Source organism: Caballeronia sp. GAWG2-1, assembly GCF_023631405.1.
In the GTDB taxonomy this organism is placed as follows: Bacteria; Pseudomonadota; Gammaproteobacteria; order Burkholderiales; family Burkholderiaceae; genus Caballeronia.
The window spans coordinates 36,812-54,576 of the sequence record NZ_JALQDD010000019.1; the positions used below are offsets into that span (position 1 = coordinate 36,812).

17 protein-coding genes and 1 pseudogene are annotated in these 17,765 nt (G+C 62.8%); 3 read left to right on the forward strand and 15 right to left on the reverse strand.

Translation table 11 applies throughout. The features are described 5' to 3' along the window. Positions 1-252: 252 nt before the first annotated feature. Entirely contained in the window at positions 253-960 is a 708-nt protein-coding gene (locus NCR98_RS12265) for a transposase (RefSeq protein ID WP_244826396.1), read from the reverse strand. A gap of 223 nt (positions 961-1,183) precedes the next feature. On the opposite strand from NCR98_RS12265, the gene NCR98_RS12270 reads away from it, so the two are divergent. Next, positions 1,184-1,891, forward strand: a complete 708-nt coding sequence (locus tag NCR98_RS12270; RefSeq protein WP_370652139.1) for an OmpW/AlkL family protein — start codon at positions 1,184-1,186, stop codon at positions 1,889-1,891. Positions 1,892-1,924: 33 nt separating this feature from the next. Here NCR98_RS12270 and NCR98_RS12275 read toward each other — a convergent pair whose 3' ends face one another. Next, complete coding sequence (locus tag NCR98_RS12275; RefSeq protein WP_250526318.1) at positions 1,925-2,155, reverse strand: hypothetical protein; 231 nt, start codon at positions 2,153-2,155, stop codon at positions 1,925-1,927. A gap of 29 nt (positions 2,156-2,184) precedes the next feature. Between NCR98_RS12275 and NCR98_RS12280 the strand changes: the two genes are divergently transcribed. Further along, complete coding sequence (locus tag NCR98_RS12280) at positions 2,185-2,562, forward strand: ElaB/YgaM/YqjD family protein (protein ID WP_250509569.1); 378 nt, start codon at positions 2,185-2,187, stop codon at positions 2,560-2,562. A 42-nt stretch (positions 2,563-2,604) separates the two neighbouring features. Here the strand turns inward: NCR98_RS12280 and ugpQ are convergent, their stop codons facing one another. The 13 genes and pseudogenes from ugpQ to pilM all read right to left on the reverse strand — a co-directional run bounded on the left by ugpQ (position 2,605) and on the right by pilM (position 15,074). Then, positions 2,605-3,354, reverse strand: coding sequence for a glycerophosphodiester phosphodiesterase (ugpQ, locus tag NCR98_RS12285; RefSeq protein WP_250509570.1), 750 nt, complete (start codon positions 3,352-3,354; stop codon positions 2,605-2,607). A gap of 14 nt (positions 3,355-3,368) precedes the next feature. Next, a complete protein-coding gene (locus tag NCR98_RS12290) occupies positions 3,369-4,454 on the reverse strand; it encodes a sn-glycerol-3-phosphate import ATP-binding protein UgpC (RefSeq protein WP_250526319.1) in 1,086 nt (361 codons plus the stop codon). Between the two features lie 3 nt (positions 4,455-4,457). Next, entirely contained in the window at positions 4,458-4,769 is a 312-nt protein-coding gene (locus NCR98_RS12295) for an antibiotic biosynthesis monooxygenase family protein (protein ID WP_244826402.1), read from the reverse strand. A gap of 69 nt (positions 4,770-4,838) precedes the next feature. Next, the gene (gene ugpE, locus NCR98_RS12300; RefSeq protein ID WP_250526320.1) at positions 4,839-5,684 is read right to left on the reverse strand and encodes a sn-glycerol-3-phosphate ABC transporter permease UgpE; all 846 of its coding nucleotides are present in this window, start codon (positions 5,682-5,684) and stop codon (positions 4,839-4,841) included. After that, positions 5,681-6,565, reverse strand: a complete 885-nt coding sequence (gene ugpA / locus NCR98_RS12305; RefSeq protein WP_244826404.1) for a sn-glycerol-3-phosphate ABC transporter permease UgpA — start codon at positions 6,563-6,565, stop codon at positions 5,681-5,683. Before ugpA ends, ugpE begins: the two co-directional genes overlap by 4 nt. A 58-nt stretch (positions 6,566-6,623) precedes the next feature. Then, positions 6,624-7,949, reverse strand: coding sequence for a sn-glycerol-3-phosphate ABC transporter substrate-binding protein UgpB (gene ugpB, locus NCR98_RS12310; protein WP_250526321.1), 1,326 nt, complete (start codon positions 7,947-7,949; stop codon positions 6,624-6,626). Positions 7,950-7,996: 47 nt separating this feature from the next. Then, positions 7,997-9,163 (reverse strand): annotated as a pseudogene (locus tag NCR98_RS12315) (deoxyguanosinetriphosphate triphosphohydrolase); the annotation flags it as partial. Positions 9,164-9,287: 124 nt separating this feature from the next. Beyond that, entirely contained in the window at positions 9,288-10,376 is a 1,089-nt protein-coding gene (gene aroB / locus NCR98_RS12320) for a 3-dehydroquinate synthase (RefSeq protein WP_250526323.1), read from the reverse strand. 8 nt (positions 10,377-10,384) lie between these two features. Continuing rightward, the gene (locus tag NCR98_RS12325) at positions 10,385-10,891 is read right to left on the reverse strand and encodes a shikimate kinase (protein ID WP_244828131.1); all 507 of its coding nucleotides are present in this window, start codon (positions 10,889-10,891) and stop codon (positions 10,385-10,387) included. A 160-nt stretch (positions 10,892-11,051) separates the two neighbouring features. Then, the gene (locus NCR98_RS12330; RefSeq protein ID WP_250526324.1) at positions 11,052-12,587 is read right to left on the reverse strand and encodes a type IV pilus secretin PilQ; all 1,536 of its coding nucleotides are present in this window, start codon (positions 12,585-12,587) and stop codon (positions 11,052-11,054) included. After that, on the reverse strand, positions 12,584-13,426 hold the full coding sequence (locus NCR98_RS12335) for a type 4a pilus biogenesis protein PilO (protein WP_250526325.1): 843 nt from the start codon (positions 13,424-13,426) through the stop codon (positions 12,584-12,586). Before NCR98_RS12335 ends, NCR98_RS12330 begins: the two co-directional genes overlap by 4 nt. Next, positions 13,423-14,094: a PilN domain-containing protein gene (locus NCR98_RS12340; protein ID WP_250526326.1), complete on the reverse strand. Its 672-nt coding sequence runs from the start codon at positions 14,092-14,094 to the stop codon at positions 13,423-13,425. The genes NCR98_RS12335 and NCR98_RS12340 overlap by 4 nt, the downstream gene beginning before the upstream one ends. Next, positions 14,091-15,074 carry a pilus assembly protein PilM gene (pilM, locus tag NCR98_RS12345; RefSeq protein ID WP_250526327.1) on the reverse strand — a complete coding sequence of 328 codons (984 nt, stop codon included), beginning with the start codon at positions 15,072-15,074 and terminating at the stop codon, positions 14,091-14,093. The genes NCR98_RS12340 and pilM overlap by 4 nt, the downstream gene beginning before the upstream one ends. A 277-nt stretch (positions 15,075-15,351) precedes the next feature. On the opposite strand from pilM, the gene NCR98_RS12350 reads away from it, so the two are divergent. After that, positions 15,352-17,757 carry a penicillin-binding protein 1A gene (locus NCR98_RS12350; protein WP_250526328.1) on the forward strand — a complete coding sequence of 802 codons (2,406 nt, stop codon included), beginning with the start codon at positions 15,352-15,354 and terminating at the stop codon, positions 17,755-17,757. Positions 17,758-17,765: the final 8 nt, after the last annotated feature.

A 17,765-nucleotide genomic window follows, 5' to 3' on the forward strand; every position in this document is an offset into this window, starting at 1 on the left:
ATTTCGACTTGGAAGCCGCGAAGCCGGTCGTGCAACGGGCGCGCTGCGCCGCAAAAACCGCCGGAAATCGAAATATACGCGACCAATCAAAGAGATGGCAAATAAAATATGATGATGCGTCACTAATTATCGATATGGTGCACGCATGCCCCAAAATATTGGTTCCATATCGATATTGGGCAAAAATAAACGGCGCGCCCGAATCTTCGTGCCGCCGTCCTTTTGAAGCGTCGTTTTCCGCGATGCCCGTGGTTATTGAGATTGAGGCGTCTCGCGCACTTTACGCGGCCGTCCGCGCGGCAATGGCGACACGCGCCGGTTCGCCGCACGAGATGCCCAATCGCGGTACGCATCGCTGCCGAGCACCCAGCCTTTCAGTGTGGCTTGCAGGAGACGATTAGCCTCACGCTCGTCGAGCGGCTGATCGCACAACTCCTTGTATGCATGCTGGCGTTCGAACGGCGTGTTGCCGAGCGACCAGAAAAGCGGATGATCGGTGATCAGTCCGTCGAGCGTCAGCCCTATATGGTGCCGAAAACTCGACCACTTGTAGTCCTGCGGCGCGGCAACCAGACCCGCGCGAACCGGCGCGGTTTCAACCACGCGCGTGGCAAGCAGGAAATAACGTTCACCCTCGATGACCGTTGCGCGATATCGCCCTTCCCACAACGTCCCGCGCCGCGTGTAACGGCGATTGAAATGCGCCACGTAACGACGCCCGACTGCCTGCATCGCCTTGGGAAGGCTCGATTCGTCGCGCGGCGTGACAAGCAGATGCACCGCCTGCGGCATCAACGCATATGCATGAATGGAAAGATGATGATCACGTGATGCAGTTCTCAAGCAGTCGATAAAAAGCTCGTAGTCCTGGTCGTCGACGAAGGCAGGTTGCTGGTCGAGACCGCGCAGGATGACATGCTGCGGCTGATCGGGAACATAGAGTCGTGCAAGCCGTGCCATTCTGGATATTCCATTGGTCGCGTTTGTGTTACCCCAATCGGGGACCTTGTGGAGATGTTGAGGCAGCGTGGACGAAACACATGCAAATGCCATGCAACACGATTCCAACGCCGCACACGTCTTAGGGAAAATGCTCTACGGCGACGCTATGGTTACTTTGAAATCTTATGCTCATAATGAGCGTGCTTTTCTGGAGGAGCACAAATTGAAAATAAAACAAGTCATGGTGGGAGCAGCGGCATTTGCGTGTGTAGCCAGCGCGGCGCACGCACAGTCGGCGGGTTCCTTCTACGCAACCGCTGGCTGGTTTCACTTCGCCCCGCAAGACAGCAGCGGCCCGCTCAAAGAGACAAGTGTAGGCGGATCTCCCGTCAATATCGACGTACAGGGCACGGGCGCCGGCATTTCAAGCGCGGATACGGCAGGCTTCACGCTTGGTTACTTTGCCACCGACCACATTGCGGCGGAATTCGAAATGGGCATTCCGCCCTCCTTCGACCTCGAAGGCACAGGCTCGTTCTCGCAATACGGCAAGCTCGGCAGCGCGAAACAATGGAGCCCAACGCTGCTTTTCAAATACTTCTTTAATGCTCCTCAAGCGAAGTTTCGTCCGTTCGTCGGCATTGGCGTAACGCGCACCTGGTTCACCGACGCCAAGATCACGAACTCATCGTTCGAAGGCAACGTCCTGCATGGTCCGACCTCCGTCGACACGGATAGTTCGTGGGCGCCGGTGTTCAACGTGGGCGCCGTCTATAACTTCACGGAGCATTGGTTCGCGGGTTTTTCCGTGTCGTTCATTCCGTTGAAGGCAACGGCGACTTTGAACTCGCAAGCGCAGACGCCGGTTGGCACGTTGAACGTGCAGTCGAAAGCGAAGATCACGTTGAATCCCATCGTGACTTATTTGCGTGTCGGCTATCGTTTCTAAGAACACTGGATTAACCACGGCGTTCCCGAAATTTTATTTGCGGGCATGCAAATAAAAGCGCCGCCATGCATGAAGCGTGGCGGCGTTTGATTTTACCGGCTCTTGTAAATGTGACCCGCGCATTTGCGGAGCTTGCGCATTTATTACGCTGTCGCAACGCCGTTCACCGACAGTCTTGGTGGTGACACGACCGTGCGCGCCCATGGGCATCGAATTTGCTGCATCATCGATTTCCCGCTCTTCGCGAGCGGTGTGGTCATCCATCCACGATTCATCCATCGACGGAGCGATCTATGAACGCATTGCCTAACACGCGAGACGCCATCGGAGATTCCTGGAGCAGCACCAACCGCCGTGCGCGCCGTATGGCGCGTCATGGCCGTGATGCCGCCGAGGACATCAGCGGCGAGTTGCGCGCGCTGCTTTCCGATCTCGAAGAAACGCTGTCGAACGGCGCATCGGCCGATGCCGCCATCTTGCGCAAGCAAATCAGTTCGCAACTGGACGGCGCACGTTCCCGTCTGAACGACACGCACGCCGCGCTCAGACAACGCGCCGGCGCTGCTATAGACGACGCCGACGCGTATCTGCACGAAAAGCCCTGGCAGACGATTGCACTTGTCGGCGGCTTGGCGCTCGTCGCGGGCGTTTTGCTGGCCCGCGCTCGCTGACGGAACGAGCGGCGCCAGTATCAATGGCGCCGCGCGCGTCGTTCAACTTCCCGCGAGAAAATCCGCACCAATGATATCGATGCGATCCGTGCAGATCGCATCGACTCCCCATTGGGCGAGCAACTTCACGCGCTCAGGTTCATTCGGTGTGTAGGCAAGTACGCGCAACCCCGCGTCCTTGATTTCGCGAACGAGTGCTTCGCTCAAATGCCGGTAACTCGCATGCAGCGACACGCATGCGAGTGCCGACGTTTGCTCGCGCCAGTCGACCGGAACTTCCTCGTACAGCATGCCGCGAGGAAGCTCTGGTGCCGCATCGCGCGCGGCCTCCAGCGCCTCGTAAGAAAACGACGACAACAACGGCGCCGGTTCCGCACTTGCCCACAAGCGCGCCGTCTCACGCGCGACAAGCTCACCCGTCTCGACTTCGCGTCCGGGACACGGCTTGATTTCCACGTTTGCCGCCATGTCGAGTTCCGTGCAACGCGCGTGTACTTCAGCGAGCGTCGGCATATGCGCGCCCGCGAATGGCTTGCCGAACCACGAGCCCGCATCGAGTGCACGGATTTGCGCGTAAGTCATCGAGCGTGCGGGTCCATGACCGTTCGACGTGCGATCGACGTCATCATCGTGCAGCAGAAAAACCACATTGTCGGCCGAGAGCTTTGCATCGAATTCGATCATGCGCAGACCGCGCCGCGCGCCTTCGTCGATGCCTTCGAGCGTGTTCTCGGGCGCGAGCTTGCCGCCGCCGCGATGCGCGACGATTGCGGGATAAGGCCAGGTTCTCATCGCGGATACTCCCTTCAGTTGACGCGCCGACCGCTCGCCGGATCGAAGAAATGCAGTTGTTGCGGCGGCACGGACACCGCCAGCTTTTCGCCACGCTGCGGCCGGTGCGTATGCGGCAAACGCGCCGCCACGTCGTGCTTGCCCCACCTGCCGTGCGCGAGATTGTCGGCGCCGAGCAGCTCGGTGGAATCGACATCGAGCGTCGCGCTCGCCGCGCCGACGATGCCTGGTGTCATATGCTCGGGACGAAGGCCGATGATCCACTCGCGGCCGTGCATCGTGCCGTTCAAACCGGCAGCGCCCGCAACCGGCAGCTTCGGTCCGCCGTCCGCCACCTCGAACGTCGAGCCGTTTTCCGACAGGCGCCCTTCGAGCAGATTCATCGCGGGCGAGCCGATGAAGCTCGCGACGAACACCGTCGCCGGCCGCTCGTAGACTTCGGTCGGCGCGCCGATCTGCTCGGCGTGTCCCTTGTTCATGACGATGACGCGTTGCGCGAGCGTCATCGCTTCGATCTGGTCGTGCGTAACGTAAAGGCTCGTGGTTGCGAGTCGCGCGTGAAGGCGTTGAATCTCGAGGCGCATTTGCACGCGCAGTTTGGCGTCGAGATTCGAGAGCGGTTCGTCGAAGAGGAACACGGCCGGTTCGCGCACGATCGCGCGGCCCATGGCAACGCGCTGGCGCTGCCCGCCCGACAGTTCGCGCGGCTTGCGCGCGAGCAGCGGTTCGAGTTCGAGAATGCGCGCCGCATTCGCCACGCGGCTCTCGATAGTCGCGCGATCCGCGCCGCCGATCTTGAGCGCGTAAGCCATGTTCTGCGCGACGCTCATATGCGGATAGAGCGCGTAGTTCTGGAACACCATCGCGATGTCGCGATCCTTTGGCTCCAGCTTGTTGACGACCTTGCCGCCGATCTGGATCTCGCCCTCGGACACGCTTTCGAGCCCCGCGACCATGCGCAGCAACGTCGATTTTCCGCAGCCCGAAGGACCGACCATGACGACGAACTCGCCATCCGCGATTGCCACGTCGATGCCGTGCAGCACGAAGTTCTTGCCGTCGTAGCTTTTCCTGACCGCCTTGAGATTCAACGCAGCCATCGATCAGTCCCGCAGCGCGCCGCACACCGTCGCGAAATGCGCGACCGCGATGCCCGGCTCATAGAAGCGATGCAGCAGCGCGCGCCATTGCTGGTAACCCGCCGATTGCCGAAAGCCCGGATCATGCGCCGCGACCGAATCCCAACGCACCAGCAACACGTATTGCGAGCCGTTGCCGGCGTCCGCCCCGCGCACGAGCTCATGCGAACGATAGCCCGGCTGCGCCGCGATGATCTTTTGCGCTTCGTCGAAAGCGGCTTCGAATGCGCTTTCCTCGCCGGCCATGACCGGCAACTGCGCGATTTCGAGAATCATGTTTGAAGTCTCCCGTTTGAGCCCGAGCGGACGCTTTCTGTTCTCGGGCGTCATGCCAAGGTAATTGGGTTATTTTTCCGAATCGACGAGGCCGCGCACGAACCAGCGCTGCATCGTCAGGACGACCGCGAGCGGCGGCAACATGGCGAGCAAGGTCGCGGTCATGACGAGATGCCACTCGGTCGCGGTATCGCCCGATGCGATCATGCTCTTGATGCCCACCACCGCGGTTTGCAGCGACTGCTCGTTGGTGATGAGAATCGGCCACAGATACTGATTCCAGCCGTAGATGAACGTGATGACGAAGAGCGCCGCGATGTTCGTCTTCGACAGCGGCAGCACGACATCCCAGAAGAAACGCAGCGGCCCCGCGCCGTCGATGCGCGCCGCTTCCATCAGTTCGTCCGGCAGCGTCATGAAGAACTGGCGGAACAGAAAGGTAGCGGTCGCCGATGCAATGAGCGGCAGCGTCAGCCCGGCGTACGTGTTCGACAGATGCATCGACGACACGACCTGCACCGTCGGGAAGATACGCACCTCCACCGGCAGCATGAGCGTGACGAAGATCAACCAGAACGCTAAGTTCTTGAACGGAAAGCGGAAGAACACGATCGCATACGCCGAGATGATCGACACCGCGATCTTGCCGATGGAAATCACGAGCGCCATCACGAGGCTGTTGATCAGCATGCGTCCGAAAGGCGCCGCCGCGTTGCCGCTGCCGTGCGTCCAGATGTTCGCCACGTTTTCGAAGAGATGCGTGCTCGGCACGAGCGAGAGCGGCACGGTGAAGACTTCCTTCGAATTCATCGTGGCCGCGCAGAACGCGACATACACCGGAAACACGATCAGCGCGACGCCTATGAGCAGCACCGCGTGACAGAAGATATCGAAGCCGCGTCGGTTCTCGATCATGAATATTGCACCCTGCGTTCGACGAAGCGGAACTGCACGATGGTCAACGCAACGACGATCACCATCAGCACGACCGATTGCGCGCCCGAACTACCGATGTCGAGACCCTGAAAGCCTTCCGCGAAAATCTTGTAGATGAGCGTCTTGGTCGACTGCGCCGGGCCGCCGCCGGTGGCGGCGTCGATCACGGGGAAGGTGTCGAAGAATGCATAGACCAGATTCACGACGAGCAGGAAGAAACTCGTCGGCGAAAGCAGCGGCAACGCAATGCCGAAGAAGCGTCGCACGGGACCGGCTCCGTCGATGGCCGCGGCTTCGATCAGCGACTGCGGAATTGCCTGAAGTCCCGCATAGAAGAACAGGAAGTTGTAGCTGACCTGCTTCCACACCGACGCGAGCACGACGAGAAACATGGCCTGCGTGCCGTTCAGCGCGTGGTTCCACACGATGCCCTGCTTCGCGAGCGCATACGTCACGAGCCCGATGCTCGGGTTGAACAGAAACGACCACAACACCGCCGCAATCGCGGGCGCGACGGCATATGGCCAGATGAGCAACGTCTGATACGCTTTCGCGCCGCGCGTCACGCGGTCGGCGCACGCGGCGAGCAGCAGCGAGATCACGAGTCCCGACACGGTAACGAGCGCGCAGAAGATCATCGTCGTATTGAACGAAGACAGATAAAGCGGGTCCGCGAAGAGCTGCTTGAAGTTCGCGAGGCCGACGAATTCGCTCGACGTGCCGAACGCGTCCTGACTTTGCGTGGATTGCCAGAGCGCTTCGCCCGCCGGCCACAGAAAGAACAGCGCGGTGATCGCGAGCTGAGGCGCAACGAGCAGATACGGCAGGACGCTCGTATCGAAACGAGACCGTTTTTCCATCGATGTATCCTGAAACGGCGCCCGCGAGAAACACGCGGGCGCGCTGCGTCATGGGCGCTTAACCACCGCTCTTTTCGAAGCGGCGCAGCAGTTCGTCACCGCGCGAAACCGAAGAATCGAGCGCCTGTTGCGGCGTCTTCTTCTCCGCCCAGACCTGCTCCAGTTCTTCATCGACGACGGTGCGAATCTGCGGCATGTTGCCAAGACGCAAACCCTTGGTGAAGGCGAGCGGCGGCTTGTTCAGCATCTGCTTGATGGCGATATCCGCGCCGGGATTCTTGTCGTAGAAACCCTGCTTCTGCGTGAGTTCGTAGGCCGCTTGCGTGACCGGCAGATAGCCCGTGTCCTGATGCCACTTCGCCGCGACCGGCGGCGAAGTCAGATAAGCGAGAAACTTCGCGACGCCCTTGTACACGGCCGGGTCCTTGCCCGACAGCACCCAGAGACTCGCGCCGCCGATGATCGCGTTCTGCGGCGCGCCCTTCACGTTCGCGTCGTAAGGCATCATGCCGACGCCGTATTCGAACTTCGCGAACTTGTTGATGGTCGCGCGCGAGCCCGACGAGTTCGTGATGATGCCGCAATCGCCGCTATAGAACTTCGAGACCGGCTCGTCCTTGCGGCCCACGTAGGTGAAGTTGCCTTCTTTCGCCATCTTCTGCAGGAAGGCGATATGCGCGACTTGCAGCGGCTTGTTGAAGTCGAGCTTGGCGTCGAGCCCGTCGAAGCCGTTGTTCTTCGTCGCGAACGGCGCCGCATGCCACGCGCTGTAGTTTTCGAGCTGAATCCAGCTTTGCCAGCCCGACGAATAACCGCACGAGTAACCGGCGGCCTTGATCTTCTTTGCGTCGGTTTCGACATCGGCCCAGGTCTTCGGCGGCTGGTTCGGGTCGAGTCCCGCCTTCTTGAAGGCGTCCTTGTTGTAGTACAGAACCGGCGTGGAGCTGTTGAACGGCATCGAGATGAGATGGCCGGTCTTCGCGTCGCTGTAGTAACCGGAGATGGTCGGCACGAAGGCCTTCTCGTCGAGCGGCACGCCTGCCTGCTTGAAGACGTCGTAGACCGGAACGACGGCTTTCTTGCCCTGCATCATCGTTGCCGTGCCGACTTCGTAGACTTGCAGGATAGCGGGCGCGTTACCGCTGCGAAACGCCGCGATGCCCGCCGCGAGCGTCTGATCATACGTACCCTTGAACACGGGGACGATCTTGTAATCGCTCTGCGACGCGTTGAAGTCGTTGGCTATGTCGTTGACGCGCTCGCCGAGCGCGGCTTCCATGGCGTGCCAGAACTGGATTTCCGTCGCGGCCTGCGCTTCGGTGCTGCCGGCGAACGCGAGCACGGCAGCTGCTGCGATCGAGCGGAACGAGGGCATGCGTCTCATCGAGAAAGTCTCCTTGAATTGATTCTTGCGCGTTGAAACGCGCGATATTAGTTGTTGTCGATGACAAACAGGCGTTGATACTCCTTCAGTGCATAGCGGTCGGTCATGCCCGCGATGTAATGCGCGACGAGCCGCGCCTGCGAGCTGTCGTGGCCGGTTGAACTCGCGTCGTTGGCCGACTCCTCCACCGCGGCCTGACGCGCCTGATAAGCGGGCGGCAACAGGCGCGGGTCGTCGGTGAACGCGTTGAAGAGACCCGTCACGACGCGCTTCGCCTTGTTTGCCATGCGCATCACGCGATAGTGCCGGTACAGGTTCCTGAACAGAAAACGCTTGAGCGCGGCAGCTTGCGCGGCAATTTCATCGCTATGCGCGACGAGCGGCGGCGCGTTGCGGATATCGTCGATGGACTTCGGCGCCACGCGCGTGAGATTGCGGCTCGTCGCCTCGATCAGATCGACGATCAGCGTATTGATGATGCTGCGAATGGTCTCGTGAATCAGCCTGCGTCCGCCGATGTCCGGATACGCGGCGCGCGCCACATCGAAATGCGTATGCCAGAGGCTGACTTCGGAAAGCTGTTCGAGCGTGATGAAGCCGGAGCGCAAGCCGTCGTCGACATCGTGATTGTTGTAGGCGATTTCGTCGGCGACATTGGCGATCTGCGCTTCGAGCGACGGCTGCTTGCCCGTGAGAAAGCGTTCGCCGAGATCGCCGAGCTTGCGCGCATTTTCGCGCGAGCAATGCTTGAGAATGCCCTCGCGCGTCTCGAAGCAGAGGTTGAGGCCGTCGAATGCGCCGTAATGCTCTTCGAGCTGATCCACCACCGCGAGGCTTTGCAGATTGTGCTCGAAGCCGCCGTGATCGCGCATGCATTCGTTGAGCGCGTCCTGCCCCGCGTGACCGAACGGCGTGTGGCCGAGATCGTGCGCAAGCGAAATCGCTTCGACCAAATCTTCGTTCAAATTCAGATTGCGAGCGACCGAACGCGCGATCTGCGCGACTTCGAGACTATGCGTGAGACGCGTGCGAAAGAGGTCGCCTTCGTGATTGACGAACACCTGCGTCTTGTATTCGAGCCGCCGGAATGCAGTGGAGTGCACGATGCGGTCGCGGTCGCGCTGGAATTCGGTACGGGCGGCAGGCGGCGCTTCGGCATACCGGCGTCCGCGCGACAACGCCGAATGCGCCGCGTACGGCGCGAGATACGCTTCGAACGAGCCCGATGGCGGCCCGCTCGACGGAAGAAGACTTTCTATTTCGCTCACCGGCTGCTCCGCTCAAGTCGTGGTTCCGGTTGTCTCCGGCATTGCCGCCGGGTCGGCGCCGATCCAATACTCAGACGCTTGCGGCGAGCGTCTCGCGCACGGCGTGGTCGGGCGCCTTTGCTATTTCGACCTCGCCGAAGCGGGTCAGCAAAATGAATTTGATCTCGCCGGCTTCGGCTTTCTTGTCGACCTTCATCAGATCGATATAACGCGCCGCGCCGAGCGTGGGCGCCACGACCGGCAGCTTCGCGGCTTCGATCACGCGCACGAGACGCTTGCGCGCGGGCTCTTCCAGTTTGCCGAGGCGCACGGAAAGATCCGCCGCCATCACCATGCCGCAGCCCACCGCTTCGCCGTGCAGCCATTCGCCGTAGCCCAGGCCCGCTTCGATGGCATGCCCGAAGGTATGACCGAAGTTGAGAATTGCGCGGCGTCCGCCTTCGCGTTCGTCCGATGCCACCACCGACGCCTTGATCTCGCACGAACGCTTGACCGCGTGAGCAAGCGCTTCTTCGTCGCGGTCGTTCAGCTTCGCGATGTTCGCTTCGATCCACTCGAAGAACTCGGCGTCCGCGATTGCCGCCGTCTTGATGACTTCCGCGAGTCCCGCAGCGAGTTCACGGTCCGGCAGCGTGCGCAAAGCGCCGATGTCCGCGATCACCGCTTGCGGCTGATAGAACGCGCCGATCATGTTCTTGCCGAGCGGATGATTGATGCCCGTCTTGCCGCCCACCGACGAATCCACTTGCGAGAGCAAAGTGGTCGGCACTTGAATGAACGGCACGCCGCGCATATACGATGCCGCCGCGAAGCCGGTCATGTCGCCCACCACGCCGCCGCCGAGTGCGATCAGCGTGGTCTTGCGGTCGGAGCGTTCGCTGAGGAGCGCGTCGAAGATCGTGTTGAGCGTTTCCCAGTTCTTGTGCGCTTCGCCATCCGGCAGCACGACGGTCGTCACCTTCTTGCCGAGCGTGGCGAGTGCGGCGCGGAGTTCGTCGCCGTAGAGCGGATCAACGGTGGAGTTGGTGACGATGGCGACCGACGCGCCCTTGACATGCGGCGCGAAAAGCTCCGTGCGACCGATGAGGCCCGCACCGATATGAATGGGATAGGCGCGTTCGCCCAATTCGACGTCGACGGTAATCGAGGGGGAAATCATGACGGACATTATGACTGAGCCGGTTTGATGACGCCGGCCACCTCCAGTTGCATCAGGACCATGTTGACGAGCGCGTTGACGGTAGGTCGGCCGGTTTCCACGACGAAATGCGCGCACTCGTTGTAGAGCGGATCACGCGTCTGAAAGAGCGCTTCCAGCTTGCCGCGCGGATCGTCGGTCTGCAAAAGCGGCCGGTTCTTGTCGCGCCGCGTGCGCTGCCAGAGATCGTGCGGATTTGCACGCAGATAGATGACGACGCCGCGATTCTTCAGATGTTCGCGATTCTCCGGACGCAGCACCGCACCGCCGCCCGTAGCGAGCACGATACCGCTCTTTTGCGACAGCTCGTCGATAACGTTGGCTTCGCGCTGACGAAAACCCGCCTCGCCTTCGAGCTCCCAGATCACCGGGATGCGCGCGCCGGTGCGCGCCTCGATTTCCTGATCCGAATCGATGAATGAGCGCTGCAAGCGGCGCGCAACCGCGCGGCCCACGGTGGTTTTACCCGCCCCCATGAGTCCGACGAAAAAGATGTTCGCGTTCGCGTGCCCTTCCTGCAACTCGGTTTCCTTCAAGTCAATCGAATTTTGTTCGTGCGGCAGCTTAAGGGCAAATAGCCCGCTTTGTCGAGTCGGGCCGCCCGCTCGCGGCCCCGCTTTCCGCTTCTTTCCGCCTTCATCCACTCGAAGCAATGACGCGCGGCGTAATCAGGATCACCAGCTCGTTGCGCGAGCTGCGGCGCGCGTCATGGCGAAACAGCCAGCCGAGCCACGGCAGCTTCGACAGTCCGGGCACGCCCGTGACGTCGTTGCGCTCGTCTTCCGAGTAGATGCCGCCGATCGCCACCGTGCCGCCGTCCTCGACCTCGACGCGCGTCTGGACGTGCTTGGTGTTGATGGCCGGACCCGCGTCGGTCTGCTCGCCGACGCTGTCTTTCGCGACATCGAGATCAAGAATGACATGCCCGTGCGGGGTAATCTGCGGCTCGACCTCCAGTTTGAGCGCCGCGCGCCGAAACTGCACGCCGGAAACGCCGTTGCCCACTTTCGCCTGATACGGCAGCTCCGTGCCCTGCTCGACCAGCGCCTTCGCGCGGTCAGCCGTCACCACACGCGGCCGGGAGACGATCTGACCGCGTCCCTCGGCTTCGAGCGCGCTCAGTTCGATGTTCAGAAGCCGTGTGGCCTGAGCCGCGAACAGCGTGAGTCCGGCCGTGGCGGCGTCGAAACCGTTGATCGGCCGCGCCGATAAATCGTACACGACACCGTCCTTGCCGCCCGAGAGACCGCGCGCCGGGTCGTTCACGCCCGCGACGCCCAGCTTGACGCCAAGCGTGCGCGAAATGCCCGCCTCGCCTTCCAGGATCTTCGCTTCAATCACGACTTGCGGCGTGGGCTTGTCGATCTGCGCGACGAGTTCGGCGATTTGCTTCACGCGCGCGTCGAGGTCCGTCACGAAGAGCAGATTGGTGCGCGTGTCGGCCATGGCGGAGCCGCGTTTGGACAGCACGCGCTGGCTCCCGGAGCCTGTCAGCAGCTTGCGGACGTCTTCCGCGCGCGGATAGCGCAGCACGAACGTGCGGCTCGCGAGCGGTTCGAGATCAGCGGCGCGCGCGTGCGTCTCGTAGCGCAGCTTCTCGCGTGCGGCGAGTTCCGCGAGCGGCGCGACCCAGATCACGTTGCCGTGCTGCTCCATGGCGAGGCCGTTCACGTCGAGCAGCGTGTCGAACGCGCGGCGCCACGGCACGGCGACGAGATTGATCGACACCTGGCCGCGCACCTTGTCGCTCGCGATGATATTGAGCCCGCTGAAGCGCGCAAACGCATGCAGCGCGGCGCCCAGGTCGGCGTTCTTGAGATCGAGCGTGATCGGCTTGCCGTCGTCGGCGCTGCCGGGCGATTGCGTGCTCAGACGTTCGGGCTGCGGCATCGGCACGGGCGGGCCTTCGAGCGCCTCGCTCGTTTCCGTCGATGACATCGCGGCAGCCACGGGCTCCGCACTCTGCGCGACGGGCGGCGACAAGAGCGCGGGCGGCGCGCTCGTATCGATGGCGAACTGGTCGGTCGGCAAGGTCTCGTAGCCCGCGGGCAACGGCGGCAAAGGCGCAATGGGTTCGCTTTGATCGGCTTCGGCCCAGACCGCGTGCGACGCGAAAAGGAGCGCCAGCGCCAGAACGAGCCTCTTGAAACGAAAAGTTGGTGGCGCGATCACTTGCGGTCCTCCGCGAAACTCAGCGTGCGCGAAGCGCCGTCGTCACTCGCGAGCTCGACCGCGCGCGGCCGCACGCGTCCGAGCCATTCGTCTCCGATCTTCTCGCCGGGCCGGAAGTCGCCAACGCCCTCGCTGCTCTGCATCAGCGCCATCGCGCGATGACGTCCGAGAAGCGTCCCGACGAGCAGCAAGTCCGCGCTGCGCGAAAAGCCACCGGCGCTTTCCTTGCCGAACGGATCGATGACGAAGGCGTTCGTGCGCGCCGGTTCGGGCAGCGGCACGGCCGGAAGATCATCGTGGATGCGCAAGGTCGTATCGATGGAAAGTACACCCGTCCGCCGCCGGATTTGCACGCCTTCCGGTATGACGAGACGCGGCAAACCCGCGAGCGCCTCGATGAACCGCTTCATCTCGGCAAAGCCGCCTTCCGCGCGAAACCGGAGCGCGCGCGGTGCCTGGACCTCGGCGAGTTTCGTCTGAAGCGGCTCGATCTCCGTTACGTGCAACCCGCTTTGCGCGGCGAGACTGGCTACGGCGTGCAGCGCATCGGCGGCAGTCCAGTGTTCAGGGTTCAGACCGCCCGCCGCCACGCGTTTGCGCAGATCGGGCAATTGCGCCTCGATACCGCGCAGTTGGCCTGCTTTCTCCTGCGCGACGGAGAGCGCCGCGTGGCTTGCATCGAGATCGATCAGACCGGCCGCGCGCCAGCCCTGCACGCCGATGACGCAGATGATCGCCGCGAGAAGCATCGCGCCGCAGAGCGTCCATCGAAGCGGCCATTCATGGAAGGCCGCGACTGAGCGCAGACGGCCGGCATCGTTGAAGGACATCGTGTTCATTGACTGCTCCCGTGAGCGGTGTTGATCGTGCGGCGGACGGCGAGCGCGGCTTGCGCGGTCTTTGCCGCCGCCGCGGTTTTGCGTGCGTAGCGCACCAGCGCCGTGAATTCGTAGCGTTCGACGTTCGATACGGCATCGCGCCTCGCCGGCGCCGGCGTGGTTGGCCGCCGCTTCATCTCGATCACTTCCACCGACTGCACGTCGCGCACGTCCTCCAGACGCTTGAGCCAGTTCGCCGCCGCTTGCGAATCGGGCGCGAGCGCCGCGAGTTCGACTTCGTCGGTCCGTTGCGAGACGCGTTGAAGCTCGACGCCGGGTTGCCGGGGCGCGTCAGCCAGCGCGTCGAGAAGCGCGAGAAAACGGTCGCGCGGCGCGGCAAGCGGTTGCGCGTTTTGGCGCGCGCGCCGCCGGTCGGCTTCGGCACGCGTGAGCCGTGCGTGCTCTTCGAGCTGCGCGCCCGATGTCCGTAGCGACGCTTCCAGCGCGAGACGCCGCTCATCCAGACGCGCGCGCTGCAAGGCATCCCAGCCCGCGACCGCGCCGACCGCCGCGCATCCGGCAAGACTCGCCGCCGCGAGAATCGCGAGCCGCTGACGGCGCATCTCGCGGCGCTTGCGCAAGCGGTAAGGAAGCAGGTTGAAGCCTTCGACCACGCTCGCGCCGCTCATTGCAGCACCTCGCGCAACGCCAGACCGAACGCCACCGCGAAGAGCGGCGAATGTTTGAGCGACGCATCGATGCCCGCCACGCCATTGCAATACGGCGCGCACTCGAACGGCAGCGCCGGGCAGCCGAACATCTTCGCCAGCGCGGGAAGTGGCAGCGCGGCCTGCGCCATCAGGTCCGCTTCGCCGCCGACGTACACGCAGTCGAGCGGCGCATCGGTGCCAGCGAGATCGCGGAGCGCGTCGGCGAGACATGAATGCTCGGGCGCCGGATACCGCACTTCGGACTCGACGCCGTGAGCGCCGGCGACCCAGCCGTGCAGCCCCGTTTTTTCGAGCCAGCAAAACATGAAGCGCGCATCCGGACCGAGCTCCACCTTGCCGGAATGACGCATTGCGCGCATGGCGGCCGCCGGTTCGCCGTCGATGGCGGACAGCGCGATTCCCGCCGCAGCCGCCGTTTCGACGCGCGCCTCGACATGCCGGCGCGCAGTGGCGGCAATCGCGACTTGCGCGCGGCCGTCCTCCTGCGTTTCGACTGACCAGTCCACCGCGAGCGCGCCGCGTTCGATGCCCGAGATGCGCTCGGCCTCCGCGAGCACGGCGGGTTCGAGCACGCCGCGCGGATCGCCGTCCGCCACGAGCGCGTGCGCATCGCGCGTCTCCAGCAACGCGGTGAGCGGCACGCGCGTGGTGAGCGTCGCGGACGACGGCAAGCCCATTGCGCAACGCAGCGCGCGCGACACGCCGTTCTGCGGCAAGCGCTCGACCGTACCGCAGAGCGCCGCGATCACGGCGGCGCGATCGACGAACTCGCCGTCGATCACCGCGCCCGGTTCGAGCGCCACCCAATCGATATGCTCGACGCACACCGCCGAGGGCGAACGCACGCGCTTGCTGAGCACCACTATCCGCACCGCGCTTTCGCTCACATCGATACCCGCTGCAAAGCGGCGCGTAACTGTCAATAAGGCCTTGTTCATGACTCACTCCATCGTCTCTTGCGCGCCGAACCTTTCGAGCGCTTGCACGAGAAGAATTGTGGTGAGCCGCGCGTCTTTCGAACATTCAGCCAAATGGCTAACGCTTGTGTTTGGCGCGTTTCAGAGGTGCTTATCCGCACGATCCCGCGTATCTTGAAGGGACGAAGTTTCGAAGCAGGAGAAACGGGACCGAAGCACGCCCGCGGTTCGTCGCAAGTCTTAAGAAAGGCTCGAAACCCGGACGGCTATAATCCCGAGACTGTTTTTTGGTGGTGCCATGCAATCCTCTTCCCCGACCAACCCGCCATCCAAACCGCCCGAAGGTCAGACGACCAGGCGACCGTGGTATTTGCGGCTGCTTTCCGCGCTTGTCATCAGCTTTTTCGCGCTAATCGTTTGCGCGGCGCTCGTGCTCGGGTATGCGCTCGTCGTCGCGATGCCGAACCTGCCTTCGCTCGATGCGCTCACTGACTACAAGCCGAAGGTGCCGCTGCGCATCTATACGGCGGATCACGTGCTGATCGGCGAATTCGGCGAAGAGCGGCGCAGCGTCGTGCGCATTCGCGATGTGCCGGACCATCTCAAGAAAGCGGTGCTCGCCATCGAGGACTCGCGTTTCTACGACCACGGCGGCGTCGATCTCACCGGCATCCTGCGCGCGGGCACGGTGGCGCTGTCGAACGGTCACGCGTCACAGGGCGCAAGCACGATCACCATGCAGGTCGCGCGCAACTTCTTCCTGTCGAGCGAGAAGACCTACACGCGCAAGATCTACGAGATGCTGCTCGCTTACAAGATCGAGCGCGCGCTGACGAAAGATCAGATTCTCGAGGTCTATATGAATCAGATCTATCTCGGACAGCGCGCGTATGGTTTTGCGAGCGCCGCCCGGGTGTACTTCGGCAAGGATCTGAAGGACATCTCGCTCGCGGAAGCCGCCATGCTCGCCGGTCTGCCGAAGGCGCCGTCGGCCTATAACCCGGTCGTGAATCCGAAGCGCGCGAAGGTGAGGCAGGAGTACATCCTTCAGCGCATGCGCGAACTCAACTTCATCACGCAGGACGAATACGACCAGGCGAAGAATCAGCCGCTCGTCGTGAAGGGACAAGGCCGCGAGTTCAGCGTGCATGCCGAATACGTCGCGGAAATGGTGCGGCAGATGATGTACGCGCAGTACAAGGAAGAGGCGTACACGCGCGGTCTGAATGTCGTGACCACGATCGATTCCGCCGATCAGGACGCCGCCTACCGCGCGGTACGCAAGGGGCTGATGGACTACGAACGCCGGCATGGATATCGCGGGCCCGAGGGTTTCATCGATCTGCCCGCGAATGCGGACGACCGCGAGCAGGCTATCGACGACGCGCTTGCCGAGCATCCGGACAACGGCGAGATCGTCGCGGCGGTGGTCACGTCGGCGAGCACGAAGGAAGTGAAGGCGAGCTTCATCGACGGCAACGTGGCGACCATCAACGGCGCCGATCTGCGCTTCGTCTCCAATGCGCTCTCCACGCGCGCACAGCCCAATGCCCGCATTCGTCCTGGCGCGATCGTGCGGCTCATGAAGAACGACGACGGCGAGTGGATCATCACGCAATTGCCGCAAGTGGAAGGCGCGCTGATCTCGCTCGTGCCGCAGGACGGCGCCATCCGCGCCCTCGTGGGCGGTTTCGACTTCAACAAGAACAAGTTCAATCACGTGACGCAAGCGTGGCGTCAGCCGGGATCGAGCTTCAAGCCGTTCATCTATTCGGCGTCGCTGGAAAAAGGCTTGTCGCCCGCGACCATCATCAACGATGGTCCGCTCTTCTTCACCGCCGCCGAAACCGGCGGTCAGGCGTGGGAGCCGAAGAACTACGGCGGCGGCTTCGACGGACCCATGACCATGCGCTCCGCGCTGCAGAGGTCGAAGAACATGGTGTCCATCCGCATTTTGAACACCATCGGCACGAAGTACGCACAGCAGTACATCACGCGCTTCGGCTTCGACGCGGACCGGCACCCCGCGTATTTGCCGATGGCGCTCGGCGCGGGTCTCGTCACGCCGCTGCAGATGGCGACGGGCTACGCGGTGTTCGCCAATGGCGGGTATCGCGTGAATCCGTATCTGATCGCCGATATCACCGACCCATACGGCGCGGTCGTTTCGCATCCGCAACCGCTCGTCGCGCAGCAAAGCGCGCCGCTTGCCATCACGCCGCGCAACGCGTTCGTAATGAATAGCCTTTTGCAAAGTGTCGCGCAGCACGGGACGGCGGCCAAGACGAATCAGTTGAAGCGCACCGACCTCGCAGGCAAGACCGGCACGACGAACGATTCGCGCGATGCCTGGTTCGCGGGCTATCAGCGTTCGCTCGTGGCGATTGCGTGGATCGGCTATGACAATCCGCGCACGCTCGGCGACAAGGAAACGGGCGGCGGTCTCGCACTGCCCGTGTGGATGGATTACATGGCGCGCGCGCTGAAGGGCTTGCCCGAGTACAAGCCGATGACGCCGCCCGACGTGACCTCGCTCGGTGGCGAACTGTACTTCGACGACATGACGCCGGGCCACGGCTTCATCGCGACAATCGGCGTGAGTCAGGCGTCGTCGGCAGCGGGCGTGTCAGGCGTCACGGCTCCGGCGCCCGAAGTCGGCGAGCAGGAAAAGCAGGACATCATGAATCTGTTCAAGGGACAGTGACGTTCCTT

What these genes read in the sequence shown, in the direction of transcription:
- NCR98_RS12265 (WP_244826396.1), bottom strand. Translation starts at nt 960, where the DNA reads ATGGCACGGCTTGCACGACTCTATGTTCCCGATCAGCCGCAGCATGTC.
- NCR98_RS12270 (WP_370652139.1), top strand. Translation starts at nt 1,184, where the DNA reads ATGGTGGGAGCAGCGGCATTTGCGTGTGTAGCCAGCGCGGCGCACGCA.
- ugpB (WP_250526321.1), bottom strand. Translation starts at nt 7,949, where the DNA reads ATGAGACGCATGCCCTCGTTCCGCTCGATCGCAGCAGCTGCCGTGCTC.
- NCR98_RS12295 (WP_244826402.1), bottom strand. Translation starts at nt 4,769, where the DNA reads ATGATTCTCGAAATCGCGCAGTTGCCGGTCATGGCCGGCGAGGAAAGC.
- pilM (WP_250526327.1), bottom strand. Translation starts at nt 15,074, where the DNA reads ATGAACAAGGCCTTATTGACAGTTACGCGCCGCTTTGCAGCGGGTATC.
- ugpE (WP_250526320.1), bottom strand. Translation starts at nt 5,684, where the DNA reads ATGATCGAGAACCGACGCGGCTTCGATATCTTCTGTCACGCGGTGCTG.
- aroB (WP_250526323.1), bottom strand. Translation starts at nt 10,376, where the DNA reads ATGATTTCCCCCTCGATTACCGTCGACGTCGAATTGGGCGAACGCGCC.
- NCR98_RS12290 (WP_250526319.1), bottom strand. Translation starts at nt 4,454, where the DNA reads ATGGCTGCGTTGAATCTCAAGGCGGTCAGGAAAAGCTACGACGGCAAG.
- ugpQ (WP_250509570.1), bottom strand. Translation starts at nt 3,354, where the DNA reads ATGAGAACCTGGCCTTATCCCGCAATCGTCGCGCATCGCGGCGGCGGC.
- NCR98_RS12350 (WP_250526328.1), top strand. Translation starts at nt 15,352, where the DNA reads ATGCAATCCTCTTCCCCGACCAACCCGCCATCCAAACCGCCCGAAGGT.
- NCR98_RS12275 (WP_250526318.1), bottom strand. Translation starts at nt 2,155, where the DNA reads ATGGATGACCACACCGCTCGCGAAGAGCGGGAAATCGATGATGCAGCA.
- NCR98_RS12325 (WP_244828131.1), bottom strand. Translation starts at nt 10,891, where the DNA reads ATGGGGGCGGGTAAAACCACCGTGGGCCGCGCGGTTGCGCGCCGCTTG.
- NCR98_RS12335 (WP_250526325.1), bottom strand. Translation starts at nt 13,426, where the DNA reads ATGAACACGATGTCCTTCAACGATGCCGGCCGTCTGCGCTCAGTCGCG.
- NCR98_RS12280 (WP_250509569.1), top strand. Translation starts at nt 2,185, where the DNA reads ATGAACGCATTGCCTAACACGCGAGACGCCATCGGAGATTCCTGGAGC.
- ugpA (WP_244826404.1), bottom strand. Translation starts at nt 6,565, where the DNA reads ATGGAAAAACGGTCTCGTTTCGATACGAGCGTCCTGCCGTATCTGCTC.
- NCR98_RS12340 (WP_250526326.1), bottom strand. Translation starts at nt 14,094, where the DNA reads ATGAGCGGCGCGAGCGTGGTCGAAGGCTTCAACCTGCTTCCTTACCGC.